The sequence below is a fragment of the Trinickia sp. EG282A genome (assembly GCF_040965455.1).
GTDB lineage: Bacteria > Pseudomonadota > Gammaproteobacteria > Burkholderiales > Burkholderiaceae > Trinickia > Trinickia symbiotica.
In genome coordinates this window covers 856,590-880,587 of record NZ_JBFRCC010000002.1, presented here as the reverse complement: position 1 = coordinate 880,587, position 23,998 = coordinate 856,590, and the positions used below count along the sequence as shown (strand labels likewise).

The 23,998-nt window shown below is 64.7% G+C and carries 22 protein-coding genes; 7 read left to right on the top strand and 15 right to left on the bottom strand.

Annotated features, from left to right (window positions below; genetic code table 11):
- Window positions 1–260: 260 nt before the first annotated feature.
- The 5 genes from AB4Y31_RS11900 to AB4Y31_RS11880 form a co-directional block, all read right to left on the bottom strand.
- Window positions 261–1,832, bottom strand: a complete 1,572-nt coding sequence (locus AB4Y31_RS11900) for a class I adenylate-forming enzyme family protein (protein WP_368674495.1) — start codon at window positions 1,830–1,832, stop codon at window positions 261–263.
- 20 nt (window positions 1,833–1,852) lie between these two features.
- Window positions 1,853–2,614 (bottom strand): VOC family protein, encoded by a 762-nt coding sequence (locus tag AB4Y31_RS11895; RefSeq protein ID WP_368674075.1) that lies wholly within the window; start codon window positions 2,612–2,614, stop codon window positions 1,853–1,855.
- On the bottom strand, window positions 2,611–3,069 hold the full coding sequence (locus tag AB4Y31_RS11890) for a PaaI family thioesterase (protein ID WP_368674074.1): 459 nt from the start codon (window positions 3,067–3,069) through the stop codon (window positions 2,611–2,613). Before AB4Y31_RS11890 ends, AB4Y31_RS11895 begins: the two co-directional genes overlap by 4 nt.
- Before the next feature lie 62 nt (window positions 3,070–3,131).
- The gene (locus tag AB4Y31_RS11885; RefSeq protein WP_368674494.1) at window positions 3,132–4,136 is read right to left on the bottom strand and encodes a zinc-binding dehydrogenase; all 1,005 of its coding nucleotides are present in this window, start codon (window positions 4,134–4,136) and stop codon (window positions 3,132–3,134) included.
- Window positions 4,137–4,250: 114 nt separating this feature from the next.
- Window positions 4,251–5,018 carry a GntR family transcriptional regulator gene (locus AB4Y31_RS11880; protein WP_368674073.1) on the bottom strand — a complete coding sequence of 256 codons (768 nt, stop codon included), beginning with the start codon at window positions 5,016–5,018 and terminating at the stop codon, window positions 4,251–4,253.
- 327 nt (window positions 5,019–5,345) lie between these two features.
- Between AB4Y31_RS11880 and AB4Y31_RS11875 the strand changes: the two genes are divergently transcribed.
- Window positions 5,346–5,471 carry a hypothetical protein gene (locus AB4Y31_RS11875; protein ID WP_018443784.1) on the top strand — a complete coding sequence of 42 codons (126 nt, stop codon included), beginning with the start codon at window positions 5,346–5,348 and terminating at the stop codon, window positions 5,469–5,471.
- A 7-nt stretch (window positions 5,472–5,478) separates the two neighbouring features.
- On the opposite strand, the gene AB4Y31_RS11870 is transcribed toward AB4Y31_RS11875, so the two are convergent.
- From AB4Y31_RS11870 to glcC, 6 genes are all read right to left on the bottom strand, one after another.
- Window positions 5,479–6,525, bottom strand: coding sequence for a S1C family serine protease (locus AB4Y31_RS11870; RefSeq protein ID WP_368674072.1), 1,047 nt, complete (start codon window positions 6,523–6,525; stop codon window positions 5,479–5,481).
- A 181-nt stretch (window positions 6,526–6,706) separates the two neighbouring features.
- A complete protein-coding gene (locus AB4Y31_RS11865; RefSeq protein ID WP_368674071.1) occupies window positions 6,707–7,027 on the bottom strand; it encodes a DUF4148 domain-containing protein in 321 nt (106 codons plus the stop codon).
- A gap of 229 nt (window positions 7,028–7,256) precedes the next feature.
- Window positions 7,257–8,234, bottom strand: a complete 978-nt coding sequence (denD, locus tag AB4Y31_RS11860) for a D-erythronate dehydrogenase (protein WP_368674070.1) — start codon at window positions 8,232–8,234, stop codon at window positions 7,257–7,259.
- 15 nt (window positions 8,235–8,249) lie between these two features.
- Window positions 8,250–9,035 carry a 2-oxo-tetronate isomerase gene (gene otnI / locus AB4Y31_RS11855; protein ID WP_368674069.1) on the bottom strand — a complete coding sequence of 262 codons (786 nt, stop codon included), beginning with the start codon at window positions 9,033–9,035 and terminating at the stop codon, window positions 8,250–8,252.
- A gap of 19 nt (window positions 9,036–9,054) precedes the next feature.
- Window positions 9,055–9,933, bottom strand: a complete 879-nt coding sequence (ltnD, locus tag AB4Y31_RS11850; protein ID WP_368674068.1) for an L-threonate dehydrogenase — start codon at window positions 9,931–9,933, stop codon at window positions 9,055–9,057.
- Window positions 9,934–10,643: 710 nt separating this feature from the next.
- Window positions 10,644–11,414 (bottom strand): transcriptional regulator GlcC, encoded by a 771-nt coding sequence (glcC, locus tag AB4Y31_RS11845; protein ID WP_368674067.1) that lies wholly within the window; start codon window positions 11,412–11,414, stop codon window positions 10,644–10,646.
- Between the two features lie 189 nt (window positions 11,415–11,603).
- On the opposite strand from glcC, the gene glcD reads away from it, so the two are divergent.
- The 6 genes from glcD (at window position 11,604) to AB4Y31_RS11815 (ending at window position 19,122) form a co-directional block, all read left to right on the top strand.
- Entirely contained in the window at window positions 11,604–13,103 is a 1,500-nt protein-coding gene (gene glcD, locus AB4Y31_RS11840) for a glycolate oxidase subunit GlcD (RefSeq protein WP_368674066.1), read from the top strand.
- Window positions 13,103–14,185, top strand: a complete 1,083-nt coding sequence (gene glcE, locus AB4Y31_RS11835) for a glycolate oxidase subunit GlcE (RefSeq protein WP_368674065.1) — start codon at window positions 13,103–13,105, stop codon at window positions 14,183–14,185. The genes glcD and glcE overlap by 1 nt, the downstream gene beginning before the upstream one ends.
- Window positions 14,186–14,255: 70 nt before the next feature.
- Window positions 14,256–15,506 carry a glycolate oxidase subunit GlcF gene (glcF, locus tag AB4Y31_RS11830; RefSeq protein ID WP_368674064.1) on the top strand — a complete coding sequence of 417 codons (1,251 nt, stop codon included), beginning with the start codon at window positions 14,256–14,258 and terminating at the stop codon, window positions 15,504–15,506.
- 84 nt (window positions 15,507–15,590) lie between these two features.
- Window positions 15,591–16,004 carry a heme-binding protein gene (locus AB4Y31_RS11825; RefSeq protein WP_018443773.1) on the top strand — a complete coding sequence of 138 codons (414 nt, stop codon included), beginning with the start codon at window positions 15,591–15,593 and terminating at the stop codon, window positions 16,002–16,004.
- A gap of 46 nt (window positions 16,005–16,050) precedes the next feature.
- Window positions 16,051–18,222, top strand: coding sequence for a malate synthase G (locus tag AB4Y31_RS11820; RefSeq protein ID WP_368674493.1), 2,172 nt, complete (start codon window positions 16,051–16,053; stop codon window positions 18,220–18,222).
- A 171-nt stretch (window positions 18,223–18,393) separates the two neighbouring features.
- Entirely contained in the window at window positions 18,394–19,122 is a 729-nt protein-coding gene (locus AB4Y31_RS11815; RefSeq protein WP_018443771.1) for a DeoR/GlpR family DNA-binding transcription regulator, read from the top strand.
- A gap of 45 nt (window positions 19,123–19,167) precedes the next feature.
- Here the strand turns inward: AB4Y31_RS11815 and AB4Y31_RS11810 are convergent, their stop codons facing one another.
- The 4 genes from AB4Y31_RS11810 to AB4Y31_RS11795 all read right to left on the bottom strand — a co-directional run bounded on the left by AB4Y31_RS11810 (window position 19,168) and on the right by AB4Y31_RS11795 (window position 23,997).
- Window positions 19,168–20,208: an ABC transporter permease gene (locus tag AB4Y31_RS11810; protein WP_368674063.1), complete on the bottom strand. Its 1,041-nt coding sequence runs from the start codon at window positions 20,206–20,208 to the stop codon at window positions 19,168–19,170.
- Window positions 20,205–21,752, bottom strand: coding sequence for a sugar ABC transporter ATP-binding protein (locus AB4Y31_RS11805; protein ID WP_368674062.1), 1,548 nt, complete (start codon window positions 21,750–21,752; stop codon window positions 20,205–20,207). The genes AB4Y31_RS11810 and AB4Y31_RS11805 overlap by 4 nt, the downstream gene beginning before the upstream one ends.
- A gap of 94 nt (window positions 21,753–21,846) precedes the next feature.
- Window positions 21,847–22,848 carry an autoinducer 2 ABC transporter substrate-binding protein gene (locus tag AB4Y31_RS11800; RefSeq protein WP_107152735.1) on the bottom strand — a complete coding sequence of 334 codons (1,002 nt, stop codon included), beginning with the start codon at window positions 22,846–22,848 and terminating at the stop codon, window positions 21,847–21,849.
- 99 nt (window positions 22,849–22,947) lie between these two features.
- Entirely contained in the window at window positions 22,948–23,997 is a 1,050-nt protein-coding gene (locus AB4Y31_RS11795) for an ABC transporter permease (protein ID WP_368674061.1), read from the bottom strand.
- Between the last annotated feature and the right edge of the window lies 1 nt (window position 23,998).

Genomic DNA, 23,998 nt, shown 5'->3' with positions numbered 1-23,998 from the left:
TGCGAATCGCGCAGTGACGGAGCGGTATTACGACCTGCATTCGTATTACTTTACGGTTGCTTTCGACGCTTTCTAGCGTCCTTACCTGAGATTCAGGATATCCCTACAACCACTCGCGGATGAATCAGCCGAGAATCGTTGGTTCTCGATTTCTTACCGATTCTTTTCACGCGAACTGGAATAGGACGCCTATCGATATTTGATGTCGTCCCGAAGAGATCCGGATTGGCGGCGAAACATCAGTCCCAACCCCGACGCGTCTAAGCGCCTTCGATGCGCCTCTCGTCTTGCAGGCGTTCGATCGCCGCCTTCTTCAAAGCGGCGCGATCGATCTTGTTCGTCGCGGCGAGCGGAAATCCGTCGACGAACCAGACGCGGCGTGGGTGCTGATAGGCGGGAGCCTGCTCGAGCGCAAATCGTTTGACGTCGTCGGCGCTCAGTATGGCGCCAGACTTCAGCTTCACGAACGCGACCGGTTTCGTGCCCTTGATCTCGTCGACGACGGGCACAACACACGCCTGCTCGATCAGCGGATGGCGTTCCAACATTCGCTCGACGTCGCCGGGATAGATGTTCTCGCCGCCCGAGACGAACATATCGTCGCGCCGGCCGATAAAGGTGTAGAAACCGTTCGCGTCGCGCTGAAACACATCCCCGGTTCGGTAATAGCCATCTGACGTGAAAGGCGGCGGCAGGCCAGGCCGATTGTGATAGCCGTTCATGAGGCCCGGGCTGCGCAGCTGCAACTCGCCCTCGTCGGCTTCGGCACCTGTCTCGTCGACGAGACGAAGATCGACGAGCGGATGCGCGGCGCCGACCGAGAGCGTCGGCATCGGCAATCCCCGCGGGTGCGGGCCGAACACGACAGGACCGCCCTCGGTCGTGCCGTATGCGTTGATGATGCGCGCGTTGGGCAGCAGCTCATGAATCTGATCGAGCAACGCAGCGCTGACAGGCGCGGAGCCCATGCGAATGAAGCGCACCGACGACAAGTCGCTTTGCGCGAGCAATGCGCGCTCTTGCATCATCATCGCGATCATCGGCGGCACGGCCGTGAGCCATGTGCAACGCCATGCGTCGATCGCGCGAATGTAGTTGGCCGCGTTGAATTGCGGCAGCATCACCATCGCCGAACGCGCCGCGAGCGCGATAAACGCAAGCGCCAGGGCATTCATATGAAAGAGCGGCGCCGCGATCAGCAGCCGCTCGCCGGCGAGCGGCTGCGATTGAAGTCGCGTCCGAACCACCCACCAATGACTCTCGTGCGAAAGCACCACGCCCTTGGGCCGGCCCGTCGAGCCCGACGTATAAAGAATCAGCGCCGCCTCGCGCGGCTCGGGATCGATCGCTTCGAAACGTGCGCCGCGTGCGTCAGTATCATTGCCAGGGCTCGCGCCGGCAACGAATGCCGAAAAGGTCACGACGTTGGCGGGCGGCGGTTCGGACAACATGGCAGTGCCGCGTGCATCGAACACGACGCCCGGCAGCGTCGCGGGCACATGGTCGATTCGCGCGGCGTCGCAAAAGGCGAGCCGGGCACCGCTATCCTCGATCACGTCCTCGATGAGCGCCCGCGGAAAGCGGAAATTGATCGGCACGGCGACAAGGCCCGCACGCATGATGCCGAGCACGGTAGCGACGAAATGCGCCGAATTCGCGGCGAGGATCGCAATGCGATCCCCCCGATCGTATCGGCCGGCCAAGGTCGCAGCCACGTCGTCGGCGATCGCGTCGAGCGCACCGAAGGTATATCGAACGGGGTCCATCGCATCGTCAAGTTCGATCAGCGCCACGGCATCGGCATGCGCGCCGTTCTCGCGGTCGATCAACATGCCGAGGTTGTCCGATGGGGTCACGGGATGAACTCCAGCAACATGTCGAAGCGCGGCAGCGCAACGACGCTGCGCATGCCGTCGATTTCGACGGGCTGTCCTGCCGTGATCGCGCGCGTACCCGTCTCGCGCCATTGCGGCGTGCGGATCGTGATGGCGGCAAAGCGCGGCGATCGATCCTCGATCCGCGCGGCCGCGGCGCCGAAACGCGCAACGAAGTCCGCGCGCGTCCAGAAGGCCAACGAAAAATCTGACGTCGTTTCGCCAAGGCGCTCATAAGCTTCGCGGTCCGCGCCAATCAGATGGAGGTGCGCCAGCGCATGGGCCCCGTTTGCATGACTCCTCCACTGATCGCGGAACACGAGCTCGGGCGTCAAATGCTGGCAGAAGTAGACCCGGCCGCCCGGCAACTGCCCCGGTGCGAGACGCACCGTCGTAAAGCGCGCATCGCCGAACGGCTCCACCGGGCGGGAGAAGGTTTGCGGTGAACCCGCATCGAAGCCCGCGCGGCCTAGCCACTCGAAGGTCCGACGAGCGTCGTCGCTGCGAAACACCAGACCTTCGGGCCCGATCGGGCTCCCAACGATCTCCTCGCGAATCGTCTTGCCATCCGCCGGCAGACCGACCAGCTCGAGATAGTGGTCGTCGAACACGATCGTATGGTTGACGGACCCGAGCGTGTGATAGCCGCGCGGCGTCACCGTAAAGCCGAGCTGGGCGAAAAGCGTCGCGGCCGCGTCGATATCGAAGCGCGCGTTGACGACAAGATGATCGAGCGTCACGCCTTGCTCGCCGCGGGCGGCGCCGAAGGCGTCGCGCTCGCGTAGGTCCCGCGGCCGCTCGCGACGAGCTTACCGTCCGCATCGTAGACATAGGCCTCGGCTGTCGAGACTTGTCCGCCGAAGCGAACCACCTTGCCGGTCACGCGCAAATCGCCCGGAAAGGCGGCGCGATGGTAATCGACACGCAGATCGATCGTCGGTACGCCGCGCCCCGTCTTCGAGACGAGCGCCCAGTCCGCGGCGAGATCGACGAGCGCGGCAAGAATGCCGCCGTGCGTATAACGCTTCTCGGGGTTCACGACCCACTCGTCGCGCCATGTGGCCGTGAGCTCGATCTCGCCCTCGCCCACGGACAGCACCTTGAGCCCAAGCCAGTCGTGAAACGGGGCGCGCCGCAGACGCGCCTCGATTTCCCGCGCATCGGGCAGCGCTTTCGCATCCGCGTTTTCGGTCATCTTCGCTTCCTCGAATTGAATGGGAATGAGTCCGGTTGGATCGGAATGGTTAGATGTTCGATTCAGGGATTGACGACGACCTTGCCGAGGACCTCGCGGTCGCGAATCAGCCGCAAGCCTTCGGCGGCCTCGCCGAGCGACAGCACGCGGTCTATCGACGGCTTCAGTTCGCCGCGCGCAATCTGCTCGACGAGCGCGCGCAAGTTGTCGTCGTAGAAGCTGTTCGAGCCGATCACTTTGAGCTCGAAGCTCCAGATGTAGCGCAGGTCTTCCTTCGGATCGTGGCCGGCCGTCGCGCCGCAGACGAGCAGCGTGCCGCCGCGCTTGAGGCACTTGAGCGACGGCACCCACGTTTCGCCGCCCGTGAAGTTCACGACGACATCGACGCCGCCTTCATAGTTGCGTCGCTGCGGCTTGCCATAGTGCTCGATCGCCCATTTCGAAAAATCGGTCGTCCGATAGTTGACGACATGGTCGGCTCCGAGCGCCTTAAGCTGCGCTGCCTTCTCGTCGCTGCCGGCGCAGGCGATCACCTCGGCGCCGAGCTGCTTCGCAAGCAACAGCGACGCCGTGCCGACGCCGCCACTCGCGCCGAGGATCAGCACACGATCGCGCGCCTTGACGGTGCCGTGCGTGACGAGCATGCGGTGCGCGGTGCCATAAGCGACCGGCAGCGCCGCCGCTTCGTTGAAGCCGACCGCGTCGGGCAGCGCGATGAGCTGCGCCGCGGAGACGGCACAATACTCGGCCATGCCGCCGTCGAGCATCTCGCCCATCAATCCCTTCTCACGATTGAGCGGGTTCACGAGCACGCGATCGCCCGTCTTCCAGCCGTCGACACCATCACCGACCTCGACGATCTCGCCGGCCATGTCGAGCCCGATCACCACCGGCAGCGGTACTTTGATGCCAGGCATGCCCTTCACCGTGAAGACGTCGTGATAGTTGAACGACGACGCGCGCACGCGGATGACCACGCCATCGGACGCGGCGCGCGGCATGGGCTTGTCGCTCACGACCGCGAGCTGATCGAGCTCGCCGTGCGCACGCAAGACGAGCGCTTTCATCGTCGACGGAAGGGAGGATGCCATTTAGGACTCCTAATGGTTATCGAATGAACTCATCTAAAGCGGGCCGAGCCGGGTCTCCGGTCGAATGCTGGCGCGTGGATCAGGCGTCGATCATCGCCGCAGCTCCGCAACCGAGAAGACCGGCAGCGATGCTCTGGCGCTCGACAGGCTTGCATAAACCTTTTCCATCGTCATGTCGCGAAACGTCTCGATATGACGGCGTGCGATTGTTTCGGCCCGGCGCTCGTCGCCCGCCTCGAACGCCTCGATCATCGCGTTGTGGTCATGCTTGATCTCAGGCTTCGTGCCCTGCACGCCGAAGCCGAGCGCGACGAGTCGCGTCATCTCATCGAGCAGGTTCGCGAGTGCGCGATGCAGACGTTCGTTGCCGCTTGCCCGCGCAATCGTCAGATGAAACTCGCGGTTCGCATCGAGGAATACGCCGATCTGATCCGACAGCTCGCGCTCGGGGTGAGGGACACGGCAGGCGGCCTCGAGCCTTTTCAGGAGCGGTACGTCCACGCGGCCGCACGCGAGCCGAGCGGCGAGCGGCTCGAGCTGCACGCGTAGCGCGAACACCTCCTCCACGTCGCGCAGCGTGATCGGCGCGACGCGATAGCCCTGACGCGGCATCGAGCGGACGAGACCTTCGTGCACGAGCCGCACGAGCGCGATGCGACAGCTGTTCTTGCCGATCTGATAGGCGCTCATCAACTGGCTTTCGGTCAGCGTCGAGCCGGGCATGAAGCGGCACGAGAGGATGTCCCGGCGGATTCGCTCGTACGCGTCGTCCCCGCGCGATACCGCGGCCGCGGAAACGACCGCTTCGGATACCTCTTCGCACAATGCCGGCTCGGCGGCTTCGGATTCTTGGGTCATCGGTGGATCGAGTCGTCGTGAGCTGCTCACGACAGGGTTGTGGGAGAACCAAGCACACATCGTAGGATGATGCGCCGGTTTAGACAAAGAAAAATTTTTGCGAAAGGCGCGCCCGGTTCCTGCGATCGTGAGCCGCTCAGCGATGTATCCCGCCCGCGGCGGGCGAATCTTTGTGAGTTCTGAAACCGATTATTTCTGGCGGGGATGCGGGCGCTCCTCGGCGCGCAACGTCAGCACGATCGGCGTGCCACGTCTTGTTACACACCCACACATCGGTAATACGGTCGCTCCCTAAACTGAGCGCACCACTCACCCACGGGGACTTTCATGAAGCGGATCATCGGCTGGATGCTGGCGGCGGCATTTCTCGCAGGCGCGCTGAGCGGTTGCATCATCGTGCCGGACGACGGTTACCACCACCACCATCATCATGACTGGGACGATCGCTATTGATGATCGATCAGTTCGTCTGCTCGACGGGCGTCAGCCGCAGCACGAGTTTGTGCGTCAACCTCAAGACGGTCATCTCGACCACGCGGTCGATCCGCGATGCATCGAGTGTGCGCTGCAAGGCGTCGATGCCGTCGACCGGGATGCCGTCGATCGCGACGATCGTATCGTCGACACGCACGCCGCCTTCGGCCGCGGGGCTGCCTTTGACGACTTCCATCACGCGCACGCCCGTCGTACCCGGCAATTCGAAGTAGCGCTGCACCTTGCGCGGGATCGGCACGGTCGTGCCGGCCACGCCGATATGCGCCCGCCGCACGCGGCCGTAGGCGAAGAGTTGCATGATCACCCACTTTGCCGTATCGATCGCCGTTGCGAAGCAGATGGCCTGTGCGCCGGGGATGATCGCGGTGTTGACGCCGATCACCTGGCCCGCCGAGTTGACGAGCGGTCCGCCCGAATTGCCGGGATTGAGCGCGGCATCGGTCTGGATCACGTCGTATATCATGCGGCCCGATACCGATCGCAGCGAACGGCCGAGCGCGGAAACGACGCCCGTCGTCACCGTTTGCGCGAGGCCCAGCGGGTTGCCGACCGCGATGGCGATCTGCCCGACGCGCAGCTTCGACGATTCGCCGAGCTCCGCATGCGGCAGCGGCTCCGTCGAGCCGATACGCAAGACGGCGAGATCCGTGCTCGGATCGTCGCCCACGATGCTGGCTTCGTGCGTGGAACCATCCGCGAGCGTCACACGAACGGACGTGGCGCCGTGAACGACGTGGCTATTCGTCAAAAGATAGCCGTCCGGCGTGAACAGAAATCCCGATCCGCTTCCCCCGCGTGCACCGCGCCGCCCGGTCTCTCCGGGTGCGCTGCGGTCTACAGAGATGAACACGACGGCCTGCTGCACGCGCTCGAGCGCGCCGATGACGGTGCGCGAGTACGCGTCGAGCAGTGCATCGTCGTCTTGGCCTGACAGGTTGCTCGCGGTGCCCGGTATGTCGTCGCCGGATGTACCGCGCGCAAGGTCGTCGATAAAGGCTGGACGGCTTCCCATGATCAGCGATCCTGAAAAGAAACAGTGGCTGTCAGATGCGGGGGAAGCGATGCGATTTCAAGGGGTGGGCAAGTGTCGCTCCAAGAGACAAGCCCGCGCAGGCGCGCGGGCTTGTCGATCGGATTGGGGCCAGGGTCGGGGCGTATGCGCGATCCGGCGCGGTCCCCCGCTCTCGCCGCGCTTACATGCCGAAATAGATCGACTTCGCGCCGGCGTTGTTCGCGGACACGCTCGAGTGAGCGGCACCGCCCGTCACGCCACCGACGTCTTGAGCCGGCGATTGCACGTTGCCATTGGCAGCCGTGATGCGCGCTTGCGCGGCTTGCAGATCGGCGGGGTAGTACGGGTCCGTCCCGGCGTTGGGACGATAGCCGGCCGCCTCGAGTTGCTGCAGCTCCGCCTTGACTTGCGCGCGAGTAACGGGTTGAGCGTCCTGGGCAAACGAAGCGACGGGAGCGGCAACGGCGACAGCAACGATAACAGCCTTGATGAGCGAGTTCATGATCGATTCCTCCGAAACTTGGTTTTCCTGAATGCCGCTGAGACGGTCATCAGCAGCGGGTGATTGAAGTCTACGGAGGTGAAGACTCGCGATAAATACGCGATTCGCAACAACACTTTCGCAAAAAACGATAACAATCGGCGCGCTTGTGTCGCTCTATCGGCCGCTTCGTTTGCTCAGGCGAACGTCACGTTGGGCAGCAAACGCATTCCCGAACCGATCACCGATCTCACACGCGCGGCGCGTCGTCATGCAAGTACGCGCGAATCACATCGGCGAAGGTGCGGTCGCCGCGCAAGCCTAGCGATTCCGCGCGCGACGCATCGCATCGGCCGGGCCAGCTCGCGACGATCCGTTCAATGCGCTCGTCACGCCGCCATATGATCCGCGAGACGATGGCGTCGCCCGCGACTTCGCGCAACGCGTCGACCATCTCCTCCACACTGACCGAAAGACCGGGCAGATTCAGGACCGGGCGATCGCCAAACGCGCGCTGCTCGAGTTCGTATACCCCTATCAGCGCGTCGATCGCGGCGCGCGGCGAGAGCAGCCACAAGCGTGTCTTAGGCTCGACGGGGCAGATGGTCTCGACGCCCGCAAGCGGCTCGCGAACGATGCCGCTCGCAAACGACGACGCCGCCGCGTTAGGCCGGCCCGGTCGAACACTGATCGTCGGAAGTCGCACGGCGCGACCTTCGATAAAGCCGCGCCGCGCAAAATCGCAAACCATCAGCTCGGTCATCGCCTTTTGCGTACCGTAGGACGACTGCGGATTGAGCGCCGTGTCGTCGCGCACGACGTCCGGCAGCGTGCCACCATAGACGGCCACCGAACTCGCGAAGACGACCCGCGGACGATGCCCTCGTGCTCGACATATATCGAGCAGCAGCCGCGAAGCGTCGAAGTTGATGCGCATGCCGAGCTCGAAATCGGCTTCGGCCTGGCCGCTCACGATGGCGGCGAGATGGAAAATCGCGTAGGTGTCCGAATCGATGGCGGCTTCGAGGACATCGCGTTGCGAGATGTCGCCGGTATGGACGCGCACACGCGCATCGCCCATGTCGGGCGCGTCGGCAACATCGAGCAGCACGAGTTGCGAGATCGGCTGTGGCTTACCGTCCGGACCGGCGACAATGCCGCGTTCGAGCAGCTTGCGAGCAAGACGTTGGCCGAGAAAACCCGCGCCTCCCGTGATCAATACTTTCATTGAGCGTCCTCTTGGTTATGCGTGTCCGCGATACGGCGCGAACCATCTAAGCCCTTCGGACGTGCCCGCGCGCGGCCGATATTCGCAACCGATCCATCCGTCGTAGCCGAGAGCGTCGATGCATTCGAAGAGATAGGGATAGTTGATCTCGCCAGTATCGGGTTCGTGCCGCTCCGGCACCCCGGCAATCTGGATGTGGCCGATGCCGCCGATATCGCGCTTCAGCTTCACGGCGAGATCGCCCTCCATGATCTGGCAGTGATAGCAGTCGAACTGGACGAGCAGATTCGTCGCGTCCAGCTCGCGGCGTATCGCCTGGCCTTCGTCCTGGCGGTTGAGAAAATATCCCGGCATGTCACGCGTATTGATGGGCTCGATCAGAATCGTGATGCCAGCCGAACGCGCCGCTTTTGTCGCATGCTCGAGGTTACGCAGGTAGACGTCTCGATAACGGACGCGATCGTCGTTGGCGCCGACGAGCCCCGCCATCACGTGCAGCTTTTTGTTGCCGAGGACGGCCGCATACTCGAGCGCCGTCTCGATCCCGCGCTCGAACTCGTCTTCGCGCCCCGGCAGCGCGGCGATACCGCGCTCGCCGCTGGACCAGTCGCCGGGCGGGGCGTTGAAAAGCGCCTGCACGAGCCCATGCGCGTCGAGCCGCGCCTTGATTTCGGGCGCGGCAAAATCATACGGAAAAAGATATTCGACCGCCTTGAAGCCGTCCTTCGCCGCCGCGGCGAAGCGCTCGAGAAACGGAACCTCGTTGTACATCAAGCTCAGATTCGCAGCAAAGCGCGGCATGGTGCGGTTCCTCGGATAGCTATTCGATGATGCCGGGAAAGATCTTGATGACGGCCGAATCGTCCTCGCCCCCGTGCCCCGCGCTCGAAGCCATCATGAACATCTGGTGCGCGGCCGCCGAGAGCGGCAGCGGAAACTTGCTGCGTCGCGCGGTATCGAGAACGAGGCCGAGATCCTTCACGAAGATATCGACCGCGGAAAGCGGCGTGAAATCGCCGGCAAGAATGTGCGGCACGCGATTCTCGAACATCCACGAGTTGCCGGCGCTGTTCGTAATCACCTCGTAAAGCGCTTGTGGGTCGACGCCTTCGCGGATGCCGAGCGCCATCGCCTCGGCCGCGGCCGCGATATGCACGCCGGCCAAGAGCTGATTGACGATCTTGACCTTGGAGCCGATGCCGTGCTCGGCGCCGAGCCGGTAGACCTTCGTCGCGATCGCGCTCAGCACATCCTCGCATTTCTCGTAGGCGGCGGCCGGACCCGAGGTCATCATCGTCATCTGGCCCGACGCCGCCCGCGCGGCGCCGCCCGAAACCGGCGCATCGAGCATCTGAAGGCCCGCCGCTTCGACGCGCTTGCCGAGCGCAGCCGCGAACTCCGGAGCCACGGTCGCGCTCGCGATCACAACACCGCCGCGCGCCATCGCGGGCACCGCGCCTTGTTCGCCGAAGAGCACTGTTTCCGTCTGTGCCGCATTGACGACGAGCGTCAGCACCACTTCGCAACGCTGCCCCAGTTCCGCCGGCGTCGCGCAGGCTACGCCGCCTTGCGCCGCGAACGCATCGAGCACATCGCGGCGCAGGTCGCACGCGTGGGCCGCGAAGCCAGCGCGTAGCAGCGACTGTGCAACGCCCGCGCCCATGGCGCCAAGTCCGATGACACCGACATTTCTCGACATGTTGTACCCCTATCGACGTTGAGAACTGCTACGCAAGACCCGCCGCCGCGACCCGGCGAGCCGCCGCGATATTTTATCTGGAGTGCTTCACCTGGAGTCGCCCAACCCGGACATACCCTTAGACAATCGGGGCCTTGACGGGCGACCCATCAACGGGTTCGCCGCAATCGATCGAAATGGGCACCATACACCGCTCGTTTCGAGGAATTGATCCAACGGACCCGCGACTACACTTCTTCTCATGGGGTGCGGCATCGACCCCATCCGCGCGCTCCCCTCGCGTGGGCAGTTCAGCAGTGCCGGAAATCAAGGCCATACCAACAGCAGTAGCAGTTCGAAAAGCAGTTCAGTAGTGGCAGCAGCGCGCAGCCGCGACAGGTTGTCGATTCACGCGGGCGCGATCGGCAGTACACGGGTTGCAGTTCGTAGTTGGCAGTACTGACCATGTCGATTCAGCAGTTGATGTAAAGCATTCGCGTCCAGAATGGCGGCCGCGGCGCCGAAGGTCGGCGCCGCCTGGCTGTCAGGCGCAACGGGGTATCAGAGCAGCGAAGAGACCAACGGGGGTATCGAATACGTAGTCAACGAGTAGTCCCGACTCAGTCGTTCGAGCCGCTTGCACCGGAAACGGTGGAAGCGGCTCTTTGTTTTCGATCGTGCGATCGGCCAACACGGTGCCCGGACGGCGCGCCCGCCCCTCTCTTCGCGCGCTACTTCCATCCTTCGAGCCTGAGCGTCGAGCGTACGAGACGCTGCTCTTCCTGCTCGATCTCTCTCAGGCAGAGCGCCACAGTTCGGATATGGTCGCTTGCCGCGCGCCGAGCCTGCTCGGGCATCTTGCCCACGACGGCGTTGTAAAGCCGGGCATGTTGCCGGTCGATCGTGTGCTTTTCGGCTTCGCGGTGATACAGGTTGTTGACCGATGCGAAGACCGAACTGAGGAGCAAGTCCGTCAGCGAACGAAGCGTATGCACGAGGATCGGGTTATGTGACGCCTCGCAGATCGCAAGGTGAAACGCGTGGTCGAGACGCGCATGCGTCTCGGCGTCGCGCTCGCCGGCACTCGTGTCGATCATTTCCTCGTAGCGGCGCTTGATGAGCACATAGTCGGCGGAGGTGCCGCGCAGCGCGGCAAGCCGCGCCGATTCGCCCTCGAGCAGCCCGCGCACCTCGAAGAGGTCGTAGAGCGTGCGCGGCTGCGAAGCAAGCAAATGCATAATCGGCGTCGTATGTTCGCGCGAGGCGAGGCGCGCGACGAACGAGCCGCGCCCCTGGTCCGTCTCGATGATGCCGCGCGCGCGCAGCAGCTTGAGCCCCTCGCGCAATGCGGTACGCGAAACGCCGAGCTTCTCCGTCAAGCGCCGCTCGGACGGCAATGCCTGCCCTTCTTTCAAAACGCCGTCGACGATCAAGGTTTCGATCCGCTCAGCGACGACGTCGGCGACCCGCCTGGCCGCCCTCTCTTCGAGTCTCTGTTCCACTGGTATGACCACCTGCGCGCAATCTGGGCGACACGTTTGCATCGCGCTCCCATGCCGCTAATGATAAGCGCCGTCTGACCATCCTCGCAAAGAGGTCATCCAAAAACTGGTATGACCACCAGACTTCCCCATGGACAGATGGGGCAACCCCGGACAACAATCATTCGCACCACCAGGGAACATCATCGAATGAGCTTCACCTATGACGAAAGAATCGACGGCGCCTTGCCGCCGGTCGATCGCGAAGCGCTGATCGCCGCGCTGCATCGCCTTTCACCGACCATGGAAGTCCTGCACGAGCCGGAACGGCTGCGCCCTTACGAGTGCGATGGGCTCTCGGCCTACCGCACGGTGCCGCTTTGCGTCGTGCTGCCCGAGACGGTCGACGAGGTCTGCGCCGTGCTCGAGCTCGCCGCGAAGCGGGGCGTGCCTGTCGTTGCGCGCGGCGCCGGCACCGGTCTCTCGGGCGGCGCGCTGCCCCTCGAAAAAGGCATCCTGCTCGCCATGTCGAAGTTCAACCGCATTCTCGAGATCGATGCATCGGCCGGCATCGCGCGGGTTCAGCCCGGCGTGCGCAATCTCGCGATCTCGCAGGCGGCCGCGCCGTACGGCCTTTATTACGCGCCCGATCCTTCGTCGCAAATCGCCTGCTCGATCGGCGGCAACGTCGCCGAGAACGCCGGCGGCGTGCATTGCCTCAAGTACGGGCTCACCGTGCACAACATTCTCGCGGTCGACATCGTCACCATCGACGGCGAACGCATGACGCTCGGCGCCGCATCGCTCGATAGTCCCGGCTTCGACCTGCTCGCGCTCTTCACGGGATCGGAGGGCATGCTCGGCGTCGCCGTCGAAGTGATGGTCAAGCTGCTGCCCAAGCCGCAATGCCAAAAGATGCTGATGGCGAGCTTCCACGACGTCGAGACGGCCGGCAACGCCGTTGCGCGGATCATCGGCGCCGGCATCATTCCGGGCGGGCTCGAGATGATGGACAACCTCGCCATCCGGGCCGCCGAGGACTTCATCCATGCGGGCTACCCCGTCGACGCCGCGGCGATTCTGCTTTGCGAGCTCGACGGCGCGGCGAGCGACGTCGACGAAGATCTGGCGCACGTGAGCGAGCTGCTGGCAAGCGCCGGCGCGGTCGAAATCCGGATCGCGCGCGATGAAGCGGAACGCCTGCGACTTTGGGCGGGCCGCAAAAACGCGTTTCCCGCGGTCGGCCGGCTAGCGCCCGATTACTACTGCATCGACGGCACGATTCCACGCCGCGAGTTGCCCGGCGTGCTGAAAGGGATCGCGGCCCTTTCGGACGAATACGGCTTGCGCGTCGCCAATGTCTTTCATGCGGGCGACGGCAACCTTCACCCGTTGATCCTGTTCGACGCGAATCGACCTGGCGAGCTCGAGCGCACCGAAGCGCTGGCCGGCAAAATCCTCGAACTCTGCGTGGCCGTGGGCGGCAGCATCACCGGTGAACATGGGGTGGGCCGCGAGAAGATCAACCACATGTGCGTGCAGTTTTCGAGCGACGAAATCGAGTTCTTCCACGCCGTCAAGGCCGCATTCGATCCGTCTCGCCTTTTGAACCCGGGCAAGAACATCCCGACGCTGCATCGCTGCGCCGAGTTCGGCGGCATGCACGTGCACCGCGGCAACGTGCCGTTCCCCGAGCTGGAGCGCTTCTGATGCGACGAGAGTTCAACTCGACCGACCGCAGCGAAGCGCTCGTCGAAGCCGTGCGCGCCGCCATCGACAAGCGCACGCCGCTCGCGATCCGCGGCGGCGGCACGAAGGCTTTCCTCGGCCGACCGGTCGATGGGCACGACGGCCACGCGGTGCCGATCGATACGACCGCTCACGCCGGCATCGTCAGCTACGATCCGACCGAGCTCGTCATCACGGCTCGCGCGGGCACACGGCTCGCCGATCTCGAGGCCGCGCTCGACGAAGCCGGGCAGATGCTGGCCTGCGAGCCTCCCACGTTCGACGGCCGCGCAACGGTCGGCGGCATGGTCGCCGCGGGCCTGTCCGGGCCGCGCCGCCCATGGGCCGGCGCCGTGCGCGATTACGTGCTCGGGTGCCGCGTCGTGACGGGTCACGGCAAGCACCTGCGCTTCGGCGGCCAGGTCATGAAGAACGTCGCCGGCTACGATGTTTCGCGCCTTCTCGCGGGCAGCTTCGGCTGCCTCGGAATCATCACCGAAGTCTCGCTGAAAGTCGTGCCGAAGCTGCGCGCCACGGCCGATCTCGCGCTCGACATGCCGCCCGAGGCCGCCCTGCCCAAGCTGGCAGGCTGGCTGCGAGAAGGCGTGCCGATCGCGGGCGCCTGCTTTGACGACGGCATGCTCCGGCTGCGGCTCGAAGGCGGCGCGGGTTCGGTGCGCGACGCGCGGGCGCGCTTGGGCGGCGTCGTGTCGGATGGTGCGTTCTGGGCCGCGCTGCGCGCGTTCGCCTTGCCGTTTTTCGCGCGTCCCGAGCCGCTTTGGCGGCTCTCCGTGCCTGCCTCGGCCCCGCTCGTCGAACTGCCGGGCAAGCCATTGCTCGACTGGGGCGGCATGCAGCGCTGGCTCAAAACCGACGCGCCGCCCAGTGTCGTGCGCGATGCGGTGCGTGCGCTCGGCGGACACGCCACCTGCTTCACGCCCGAGCTCGTGGATGAACCGTTCGAGCCGCTTTCCCCCGCGCTGCTGCGCATTCATCGACAGTTGAAGGCGCAACTCGATCCGCACGGGATCTTCAACCCCGGCCGCCTCTACGCCGGACTCTGAACGCCCGGCGTTGACGCACCGCGGCTGAAGAGACGACCACGCGAACACCCGAATCCGAATACCCGAATCGATGCAAACCACTCTGAGTGAAGAAGCCCGGTCGATCGCCCGGGCCGACGAAGCCGAAGCGATCTTGCGAGCCTGTGTCCATTGCGGCTTCTGCAACGCGACTTGCCCCACCTATCAAGTGCTCGGCAACGAGCTCGACGGTCCGCGCGGCCGCATCTATCTGATCAAGCAGTTGCTCGAAGGCAAGCCGGTCGGCGCCGCGACGCAAACCCATCTCGACCGCTGCCTCACCTGCCGCAACTGCGAGACGACCTGTCCGTCGGGCGTCCGTTATCACACGCTGCTCGACATCGGCCGCGCCGAAGTCGAACGGCGCAGCGAGCGTCCCGTGAAAGAGCGGCTGCTGCGCGCCGGCTTGCGCCGCGTCGTGCCGAACTCGTCGCTCTTCGCCAAGCTTTTGACGGCGGGCCGCGCGGTGCGCCCGCTCTTGCCCGGCTCGCTGCGCCGGAAGATTCCCGCGTCGGCCGCTCGCGCGTTGCCGCGGCCGCCGGTACGGCATGCACGGCGCGTCCTGCTGCTCGAGGGCTGCGTCCAGCCGTCGCTCTCGCCCAACACGAACGCCGCGGCCGCGCGCGTGCTCGACAGGCTCGGCATCAGCGTGACGCCCGCAGGCGAGGCCGGCTGCTGCGGCGCGGCCGAATATCATCTCAACGCGCAGGACGCCGGGCTACAGCGCGCGCGGCGCAACATCGACGCCTGGTGGCCGGCGATCGAGGCCGGCGCCGAAGCGATCGTGCTGACGGCGAGCGGCTGCGGCGCCTTCGTCAAGGAGTACGGCGATCTGTTGCGCGACGACGCGGCCTATTCGGCGAAAGCGCGACGCGTGAGCGAGCTTGCGCGCGACCTCGTCGAAGTCCTCGCAGCCGAGCCCGTCGAGGCGCTGCAGCCGCCCGGCTCGACCGGGAAGGATCGCGCCCACCGCGCGGGCCGTATCGCCGTGCATTGCCCGTGCACGCTACAGCACGCGCAAAAGCTCGGCGGCAGCGTCGAAGCGCTGCTGCGGCGCCTCGGCTTCGATCTCACCGAAACGGCCGACGGACACCTTTGCTGCGGCTCGGCCGGCACCTATTCGATCACCGAGCCCCAGCTGGCCCGCACGTTGCGCGACAATAAGCTCGACGCGCTCGAAGCCGGCAGGCCCGACACGATCGTGACGGCCAATATCGGCTGCCAGACGCATCTGAACGGTGCTGGCCGCACGCCCGTGCGGCACTGGATCGAACTCGTCGACGCATCGCTGGCGTCCTCCTGAATCAAGATTCGTCGATCGACATCGGCGAGCACGGACGCCCGCGCCAGATCAGTCAGTAGTCCGACGAGAAAAGAGAGAATCGAGATGAATACGAAATCCGTACTCGGCGTCGCCGAGGTCAACGACATCCTCACCGCCGCGCGCGCCGAAGCCGAACGGCACGGCTGGGCGGTGGCGATCGCGGTCGTCGACGACGGCGGCCATCCCCTCGGCCTGCTGCGCCTCGACGGCGCCCCGCCGAGCAGCGCCTATATGTCGACGGAGAAGGCACGTACCTCGGCCCTCGGCCGGCGAGAATCGAAAGCTTATGAGGATATGATCAATGGCGGACGCTACGCCTTTCTCAGCGCGCCGCTCGCCGGTACGCTCGAAGGCGCCGTGCCCATCGTCGTCGATGGGCAGTGCGTCGGCGCGGTCGGCGTATCGGGCGTGAAGTCGGACCAGGATGCGCAAATCGCCAAGGCCGGCGCGGCAAGCGTCACGCAGCGTGCCGCCTGAGGCCCCCATTAACAACAACCCCATACGCATGACCATCATGAGCAATCTGACCGACCTTCACGGCTTGCGCGTCGACGACGCGCTCGTCCGCTTCATCGAAGACGAAGCGCTGCCCGGCACCGGCGTCGATCGCGACGCATTCTGGCAAGGGTTCTCGGCGATCGTCCACGATCTCGCGCCGAAAAACCGCGCGCTGCTCGCGGAGCGCGACCGTCTGCAGACGGCTCTCGACGAGTGGCACCGCGCGCATCCCGGCCCCGTGACCGATCCGCATGCCTATCGCGCCTTCCTCGAGCAGATCGGCTACCTCGCACCCGCGCCTCAGAGCGTGCAGGTGACGACCTCGAACGTCGACGTCGAGATCGCCGAGCAAGCCGGCCCACAACTCGTCGTGCCGCTCTCGAACGCCCGGTATGCGCTCAACGCGGCGAACGCGCGCTGGGGCAGCCTCTATGACGCGCTTTACGGCACCGACGCATTGCCCGAGGACAATGGCGCGGCGCGGGGTGGCGCTTACAACCCGATTCGCGGGACACAGGTGATTCAATACGCGCGCGCGTTCCTCGATCGCGCCGCGCCGCTCGAGAACGGCTCGCATCGTGACGCGACGCGCTATGCGGTAGTCGATGGCGTGCTCACCGTCAGCACGGCGAAGGGCGCGACGAAGCTCGCCACGCCGGCCCAGTTCGTGGGCTTCCTCGGCGAGCCCGATGCGCCGACGGCCGTCCTGCTCAAGCACAACGGGTTGCACATCGAGATTCAGATCGACGAGGAAACGCCGATCGGCCGCACGGATCCCGCGCATGTGAAAGACGTGCTGCTCGAGGCCGCCGTGACGACGATCATCGATTGCGAGGACTCGGTGGCCGCCGTCGACGCGGACGACAAAGTCGCCCTCTATCGCAACTGGCTGGGCCTTATGCAGGGCACGCTCACCGAGGAGGTCACGAAGGGCGGCAAGACGTTCGTGCGCCGCTTGAACGCGGACCGCAGCTATCGCACGCCGGACGGCAAGACGCTGACCTTGCATGGACGCTCGTTGCTTTTCGTGCGCAACGTCGGCCATTTGATGACGAACGGCGCCGTGCTCGATCGCGATGGCAACGAAATTCCCGAAGGCATTCTCGATGCGGTGGTGACGACGCTTTGCGCGCTCCACGATCGCGCGAGCAAGCTGAACTCGCGCACGGGCTCGATCTACATCGTGAAGCCCAAGATGCACGGCCCGGCCGAAGTCGCGTTTGCCGGGGAGCTGTTCGATCGCGTCGAGGATCTCTACGGTCTGCCGCGTAACACGTTGAAGATGGGCATCATGGACGAGGAGCGCCGCACGAGCGTGAACCTCGCCGCCTGTATCGCAGCGGCCAGCGCGCGCGTCGCGTTCATTAACACGGGCTTCCTCGATCGCACCGGCGACGAGATGCATTCGGCGATGGAAGCCGGCCCGATGTTCAGGAAAGGCGACATGAAGACGTCGACGTGGATCTCGGCCTACGAGCGCCACAACGTGCTCGTCGGCCTCGCCTGCGGGCTGCGCGGCCGCGCGCAGATCGGCAAGGGAATGTGGGCGATGCCCGACATGATGCATGCGATGCTTGAACAAAAGGCCGGGCAACTGCGCGCGGGCGCCAACACGGCCTGGGTCCCGTCGCCGACGGCCGCCACGCTGCACGCGCTCCACTATCACGATGTCGACGTGCAGGCAGTGCAAAAAGAGCTAGAGAAGATCGACTATGCGAGCGAGCGCAACGCCCTCATCGAGGGCCTCTTGACCGTGCCCGTCGTCGAGCGCGCCCAGTGGTCGCAAGACGATATCCGTCATGAAGTCGAGAACAACGCGCAAGGCATTCTCGGTTACGTGGTGCGCTGGATCGATCAGGGTGTCGGCTGCTCGAAGGTGCCCGACATCCACAACGTCGGCCTCATGGAAGACCGCGCGACGCTGCGCATTTCGAGCCAGCACATCGCGAACTGGCTGCGCCACGGGGTCGTCGACGAAGCGTTCGTGAAGGAAGTCTTCGAGCGCATGGCCATCGTCGTCGACAAGCAGAACGCCGGCGATCCGAACTACCGGCCGATGGCGCCCGACTATGCGGCTTCCGTCGCATTCAAGGCGGCCTGTGCGCTGGCGCTGCAAGGCCGTGCGCAGCCGAGCGGCTATACCGAGCCTTTGCTGCATCGGTTCAGGCTCGAGATCAAGAAATCCGCGCGGCACTGAAAGTCACGCCATATTCCTCTCGGGAAGCCGCATTTGCGCTTCATACCGTGCCTGCCGCCCTTGCTCAAAGGGCGGTTTTTTTTGAGCCCGCTTGTTATAATCCGATCACGTCATCGATACGAATATAACGCTCCGCGCGCTACGCGCCGGGCGGCTGCGCTACCGATTCCTATGCTCAAGACCGAACGCCTGCGCTCGCTCGTCGATGCGCTCGCCAAGCACAACGTCATGCATCTGCGCGACGCGGCCACGCTGCTCGGCGTGTCCGAGATGACGGTGCGGCGCGACATCGCCGCGCACCCAGACCGCTTCACCTATCTGGGCGGCTACATTGTCAGCGCCGTCGACGTGCCGAACGCGGCGGGCTACTCGCTGGAGCAGGAAAAAGACCATTTCGCACAGGCGAAGGCGCAGGCCTCGGCGCACGCGGCGCGGCTCATCGCCGATCACGAAACGATCTTCATCGACTGCGGCACGACGCTGACCGCGCTCGCCCGCCTCATTCCGGCCAGCATGCAGCTGACAGTCGTCTGCTATTCGCTGAATATCGCCGAGATCGTGCGGCGCATGTCGAACGTGCGGATGATCATGCTCGGCGGCGTCTACGTACCGTCGTCCGATTCGTTCGCGGGCGACGAAAGCCTCGAGACGCTACGCCGGATGGGAATCAACAAGGCGTTCATTTCGGCGGGCGGCATCGATGCCGCGCGCGGCGTCACCTGCTGGAACTTTCACGAGGTCGCGATCAAGCAGGCGGCGATGGCCAACGCGGTGGAACGGCATCTCGTCGCGGATTCGAGCAAGTTCGGCATCGTCAAGGCCGTGCGCTTCTCGCAGATCGAAGACTTCGATTCGATCATCACCGAGAAGGGGCAGGAGCGGCAAACGCGCAAGACGTGACGCGACGGCCCGCGCCGCCGCGGGCAACGAAGCACCGCTTGGCGATCAGCCGCGCCGGCGCAACGCGAAGAGCGTACCCGCGACCAGGATGAACGCGCCGATGATGACCTTTTGCCACGTGCTCGGCACACCGACGAGAATCAGCACACTGTTGATGAGCGTGACGAGCACGACGCCGAGCAGCGTGCCCACCACCGTGCCGGTCCCGCCCGTAATGCGCGCGCCTCCGAGAATGACGGCCGCGATCACGTCGAGCTCGGAGCCGACGAGATCGAATGGATTCGCGATCCGCCCGTTCGACACGTGGATGATGCCCGCGATGCCGGCCAGCAGGCCCGTATAGCCGAACACGAAGAGATGGACGGCGCGCAGGTTGTACCCGAGCCGCTCGGCGATCGCGAGACTGCCGCCCATCGCATAGACGGCGCGCCCCATCATCGTCCGGTTCAGCAGCCACCAGGTGAGGACCGCGGCGACGAGGAGCGCGACCACGGAAACGGGCAGGACCGCGTGGAGGCCGTCGGCGGTTTGATAGGCAAAGAGCGGAATGCGGCCGAAGCGATCCATGCTGTGCGGGATGTTCATGAAGAACGTCGTGCCGACGAACGTCAACAGAATGCCGCGATAGAGATATTGCGTGCCGATCGTCACGATCAGCGAAGGCGCCTTGAGCCGATGCACGAGCAAGCCGTTGACGACGCCGAGCAGTACGCCGCCCAATGCGCCCGTGCAAAGAATCAGCGCGAACGGCGCATCGGGCCACCAGACGAGCACGGCCTTCGTGATCGAATACATCGTCAGCGCGCCGATCGCGGTGAAGGACACATCGATGCCGCCCGATGCCAGCACGACGAGCGTGCCGAGCGCGAAAAGCGATGTCGTCGTGGCCGAATGCAGCATGTCGAAGAGCGTCGCCCACTGCAGAAAGCGCGGATTGAGTACCGCGACGACGATCGACGTCAGCACGATCAGCGCGACCGTGAACCATTCCGGATTGCGTGCAAGCCTCGCGCGCCAGGCGGGCGGCCGACCTTCTCGCGCGATATCCATGGCTTTGGGGGTGCTCATCGTCGATTGGTTCATCATGCTGGTTCCGAAAGGGGGGCATCCGACAAAAGGGCACGGTACAACGCGGCCTCCGTGAGCCCTTCGGCGCCATACTCGCCGACGACGCGGCCTTTCTTCATCATCAGAATCCGATCACAGTTCTGCAAAAGCTCGGGCAGGTCGTCGCTGATCAGCAAGATGCCGATCCCTTGCTGCGAGAGCCGCTGCACGATGCGATAAATGATGTCTTTCGATCCCACGTCGACGCCGACGGTCGGCCCGTGCAGGATCAGCACATGCGGATCGATCGCGAGCCAGCGCCCGATCAGCACGCGCTGCTGGTTGCCGCCGGAGAGCGACTGCACGGCGCGGTCGACGTCGGGCGTCGCGATCTGCAGCTCCTTCACCGTCCGCTCGGCGAGCGCGCGCGAGCGCTTGCGATCGATCTGGCCGAAGCGGTCGCGCAGGCTCGAAATCATCGCCGTGATGACGTTCTCGCGAATCGATTTATCGAGAAAAAGGCCTTCGCTCAAGCGATCCTCGGGCACGTAGCCGATCCGGTGCCGCTTCGCGTCGGCGGGCGTCGCCAGCGTCACGGGCTTTCCCTCGAGCGTAATGCGCCCGGCATCGGCAGGCGCGACGCCCGCCAGTGCGCGGGCGAGCTCGTTGCGGCCGGAGTCGAGCAGACCCGTCACGCCGAGAATCTCACCGCGATGCAAGGCGAACGAGATATCGCGGAATTGTCCGCGGCGCGCAAGGTCGCGCACATCGAGGACGACCTCGCTTTGCGAAGCCGCTTCGCGATAGCGCTCCTGCGATAGCTGCCGCCCCGTCATCAGCTCGGATAGCTGCGCTTTCGAGTAGTCGGTAATTGGCCCCTGAGCCACCTTTTGACCGTCGCGCAACACCACGACCTCGCCGCCGATCGCATAGCATTCGTCGAGCTTGTGGCTGACGAACAGCACCGTCACGCCCTGCGCGCGCAGCGCGCCGAGCACCTCGATCAGATTCGCGACTTCCTTTTGCGTGAGCGACGTCGTCGGCTCATCCATGATGACGAACTTCGCCTCGCTCGCGATCGCGCGCGCGATGGCGACGAGCTGGCGCGTGGCCAGCGGCAGCTGCTCGATCAGCGTCGCCTGGAAGTCGGCATCGCTCGGCAGTCCTACCGATTCGAGCGCCTTCGCGGCGGTCGCCGCGAGGACGCGGCGATCGAGCGTCCGCGCGAGGCGTCCGCCATGCTCGGCGAGCTCGGGCGTGAGCGCGACGTTTTCGGTCACGCTCATGTTCCATAGCAGCGAAAGATCCTGATAGACGGTCTCGATCCCGGCATCCAACGCCTGCAGCGGCGTCAGCCGCGCATAATGCCTGCCCTCGATCACGAGCTCGCCTTCATCGGGCGGCTGCGCCCCCGAAATGATCTTGATCAGCGTGCTCTTGCCGCAGCCGTTTTCGCCGAGCAGGTGATAGATCTGGCCTCGCTCGAACGCGAGCGTGACGCCGCGCAGCGCATGCACGCCCGTGAAGCGCTTGTGGATGCCGACCACCTGCAGCAGCGGCTCGGAAGCCTTGTCTTCGTTCATCGTCGCCTTACCGCCCACCGTTTGCGTCAAACCTTTACAGAACTCGGGCGCGCGCTCGACGTCCGAGCGCGCGCCGTGCTTCTCGCCGATCCGATCAGAAGTTGTATTGCTTGTAGTTCGACTTGTCGACGCTGACCCAGCCCTTGCCGCGTACGATGATGCCCTTGCCGGGTCCCTTGCTGACGGTCACGCTCTCGTAGCCAGGCAGTCCGAGATTGTCGCCGTTCTTGACGGTCTTGCCGTCGATCAGCATCTGCGCGATCTTGTTCATCGCGAGGCCCGCGAGCTTCGGATCCCAGAAAGCGATGCCGTTGATCGCACCGCTCTCGAGATACTTCGCCGCTTCGGTCGGCAGGCCCGTGCCATAGACGCAGACCTTGCCTTGCAAGCCGGCTTCCTCGACGGCGCGGCCGATGCCGAGCACATCGAGCGATGAGGAGCCCTGGAAGCCCTTGATGTCCGGGTGCTTGCGCAGCACCTCCTTGGCGACGACGTACGCGTGCTCGCCGTCGTTGTTCGTCTCGAGATTCTTCTCGACGAGCTCCATCTTCGGGTACTTCTTCTTCGCGTTGTCGATGCCGCCGTCCGCCCATTGCACCTGCGAGCGGCTGCCGAGCGAGCCGACGAGCGTCGCCCACTTGCCTTCGCTATGCATGCAGCTGGCGAGCCGATCGTTCAGCGCGGCACCGTATGCGGAGTTGTCGAAGGCCTCGAGGTCGACCATCGTGTTCTTTTCGTTGTCGGCCTCGTGCGTGACGACCTTGATGCCTTTGTCCATCGCCTTCTTGAGGACGGGCTCGAGCGTTGGCGGATCGTACGGGACGACGGCAAGCGCGGTCACCTTCTTCGCGATCAAATCCTGGATGATCTGCGACTGCTGCGCGGCATCGGCCGTGCCCGGCCCGGTCTGGTAAGCGTTGACGCCCTGCGCTTTCGCGAATTCCTTGACGCCTTCGTCCATCCGGTTGAACCAGCTGATACCGGTCACCTTGACCACCGTGACGATCGTTTCGTTCGTCGCCGCCTGCGCGGCCACGACGATGCCCGCGCTCAATGCACACGCCGCGAGCGCAAGGCTCAATCGATTCAATTTCATGCCGTGTCTCCTTCTTTTTTCGCTTGACGCCCCTTGTTACGCGACGCGGCGCCCGAGGCTTGGCGCTCGTCGATTACCGAATGCTGTTCGTTCAGGGCGCTAACCGCCGCCTTCGCGCTTGCCCGCGGCAGCTGGCGGCTTCACGCCGCCGACGCCGAAGATCGCGCGCACACGCTCGCCGCCCGCGAACGCGAGCGACAGCAGGAGCAGGAACCCCCATGTGCAATCGCGAAAGAACTGCGAGAGATTCATGAGGTTGAAAAGGCTCGACAGAAACTGCAGAACGGTCGCGGCGAAGACGACGCAGATCACGCGTCCGTACCCGCCCGCCGGGTTGACGCCGCCCATGACGGCGATCAGGATCGCGATCAGCAGATACGAGTTACCGTAGTCCCACTTCGCGCTCATCGTATGGGTCGAGCTGATGAGCCCGGCGACCGAAGCGAGCACGCCGCAGATCGTGTAGGTGATGACGAGCATCCGCGCATTGGGCACGCCCGCATAGAAGGCCGCGCGCTGATTCGTGCCCATCAGATAGAGCCGCAAGCCGAACGGCGTGCGCGCGAGCAGCCAGCCCAGCAGCAGCGCCACGGCAATGTAGATCGCGAACGAAATCGGCACCTGGAGGAACGTGCCGTTGCCGATGTCGGAAAGCGGCTCGATGTAGTCGATGTGAACGGACGCGCCATTACTGAGCGCGACCGCGAAGCCCGTAAAGACGAGCTGGGTGCCGAGCGTGCAGAGAATGGGCGTGAGGCGCAGCCGCGCGATGACCATGCCGTTCAGAAAGCCGCCTGCGAGCCCCATGCAGACGACGATCACGCAAAAAAGCGATGTATAGAGTACAGGCGAGTCGTCGCCGTTGACGAAGCGTGGCACGACGAGCGCGGCGACCATCCCCGACAGGTTGGCAAGCCCGACGCCCGACAAATCGATGCCGCCGTTGCCCGACAGCATCGACAGCATGATGCCGAACGCCAGCAGGCCGACTTCGGGCAGCTGGGAGCCCATCGACTGCAGGTTGTCGATGCCGACGAACTGCCCTTGCGAGAACCAGATAGCGACGAGCACCACGACCAGGTTGACGGTCAAGAGGAAGTTCAATTGCCGATCGGCGAACCATCGGCGAAGCGTCAATGAGGACCACATG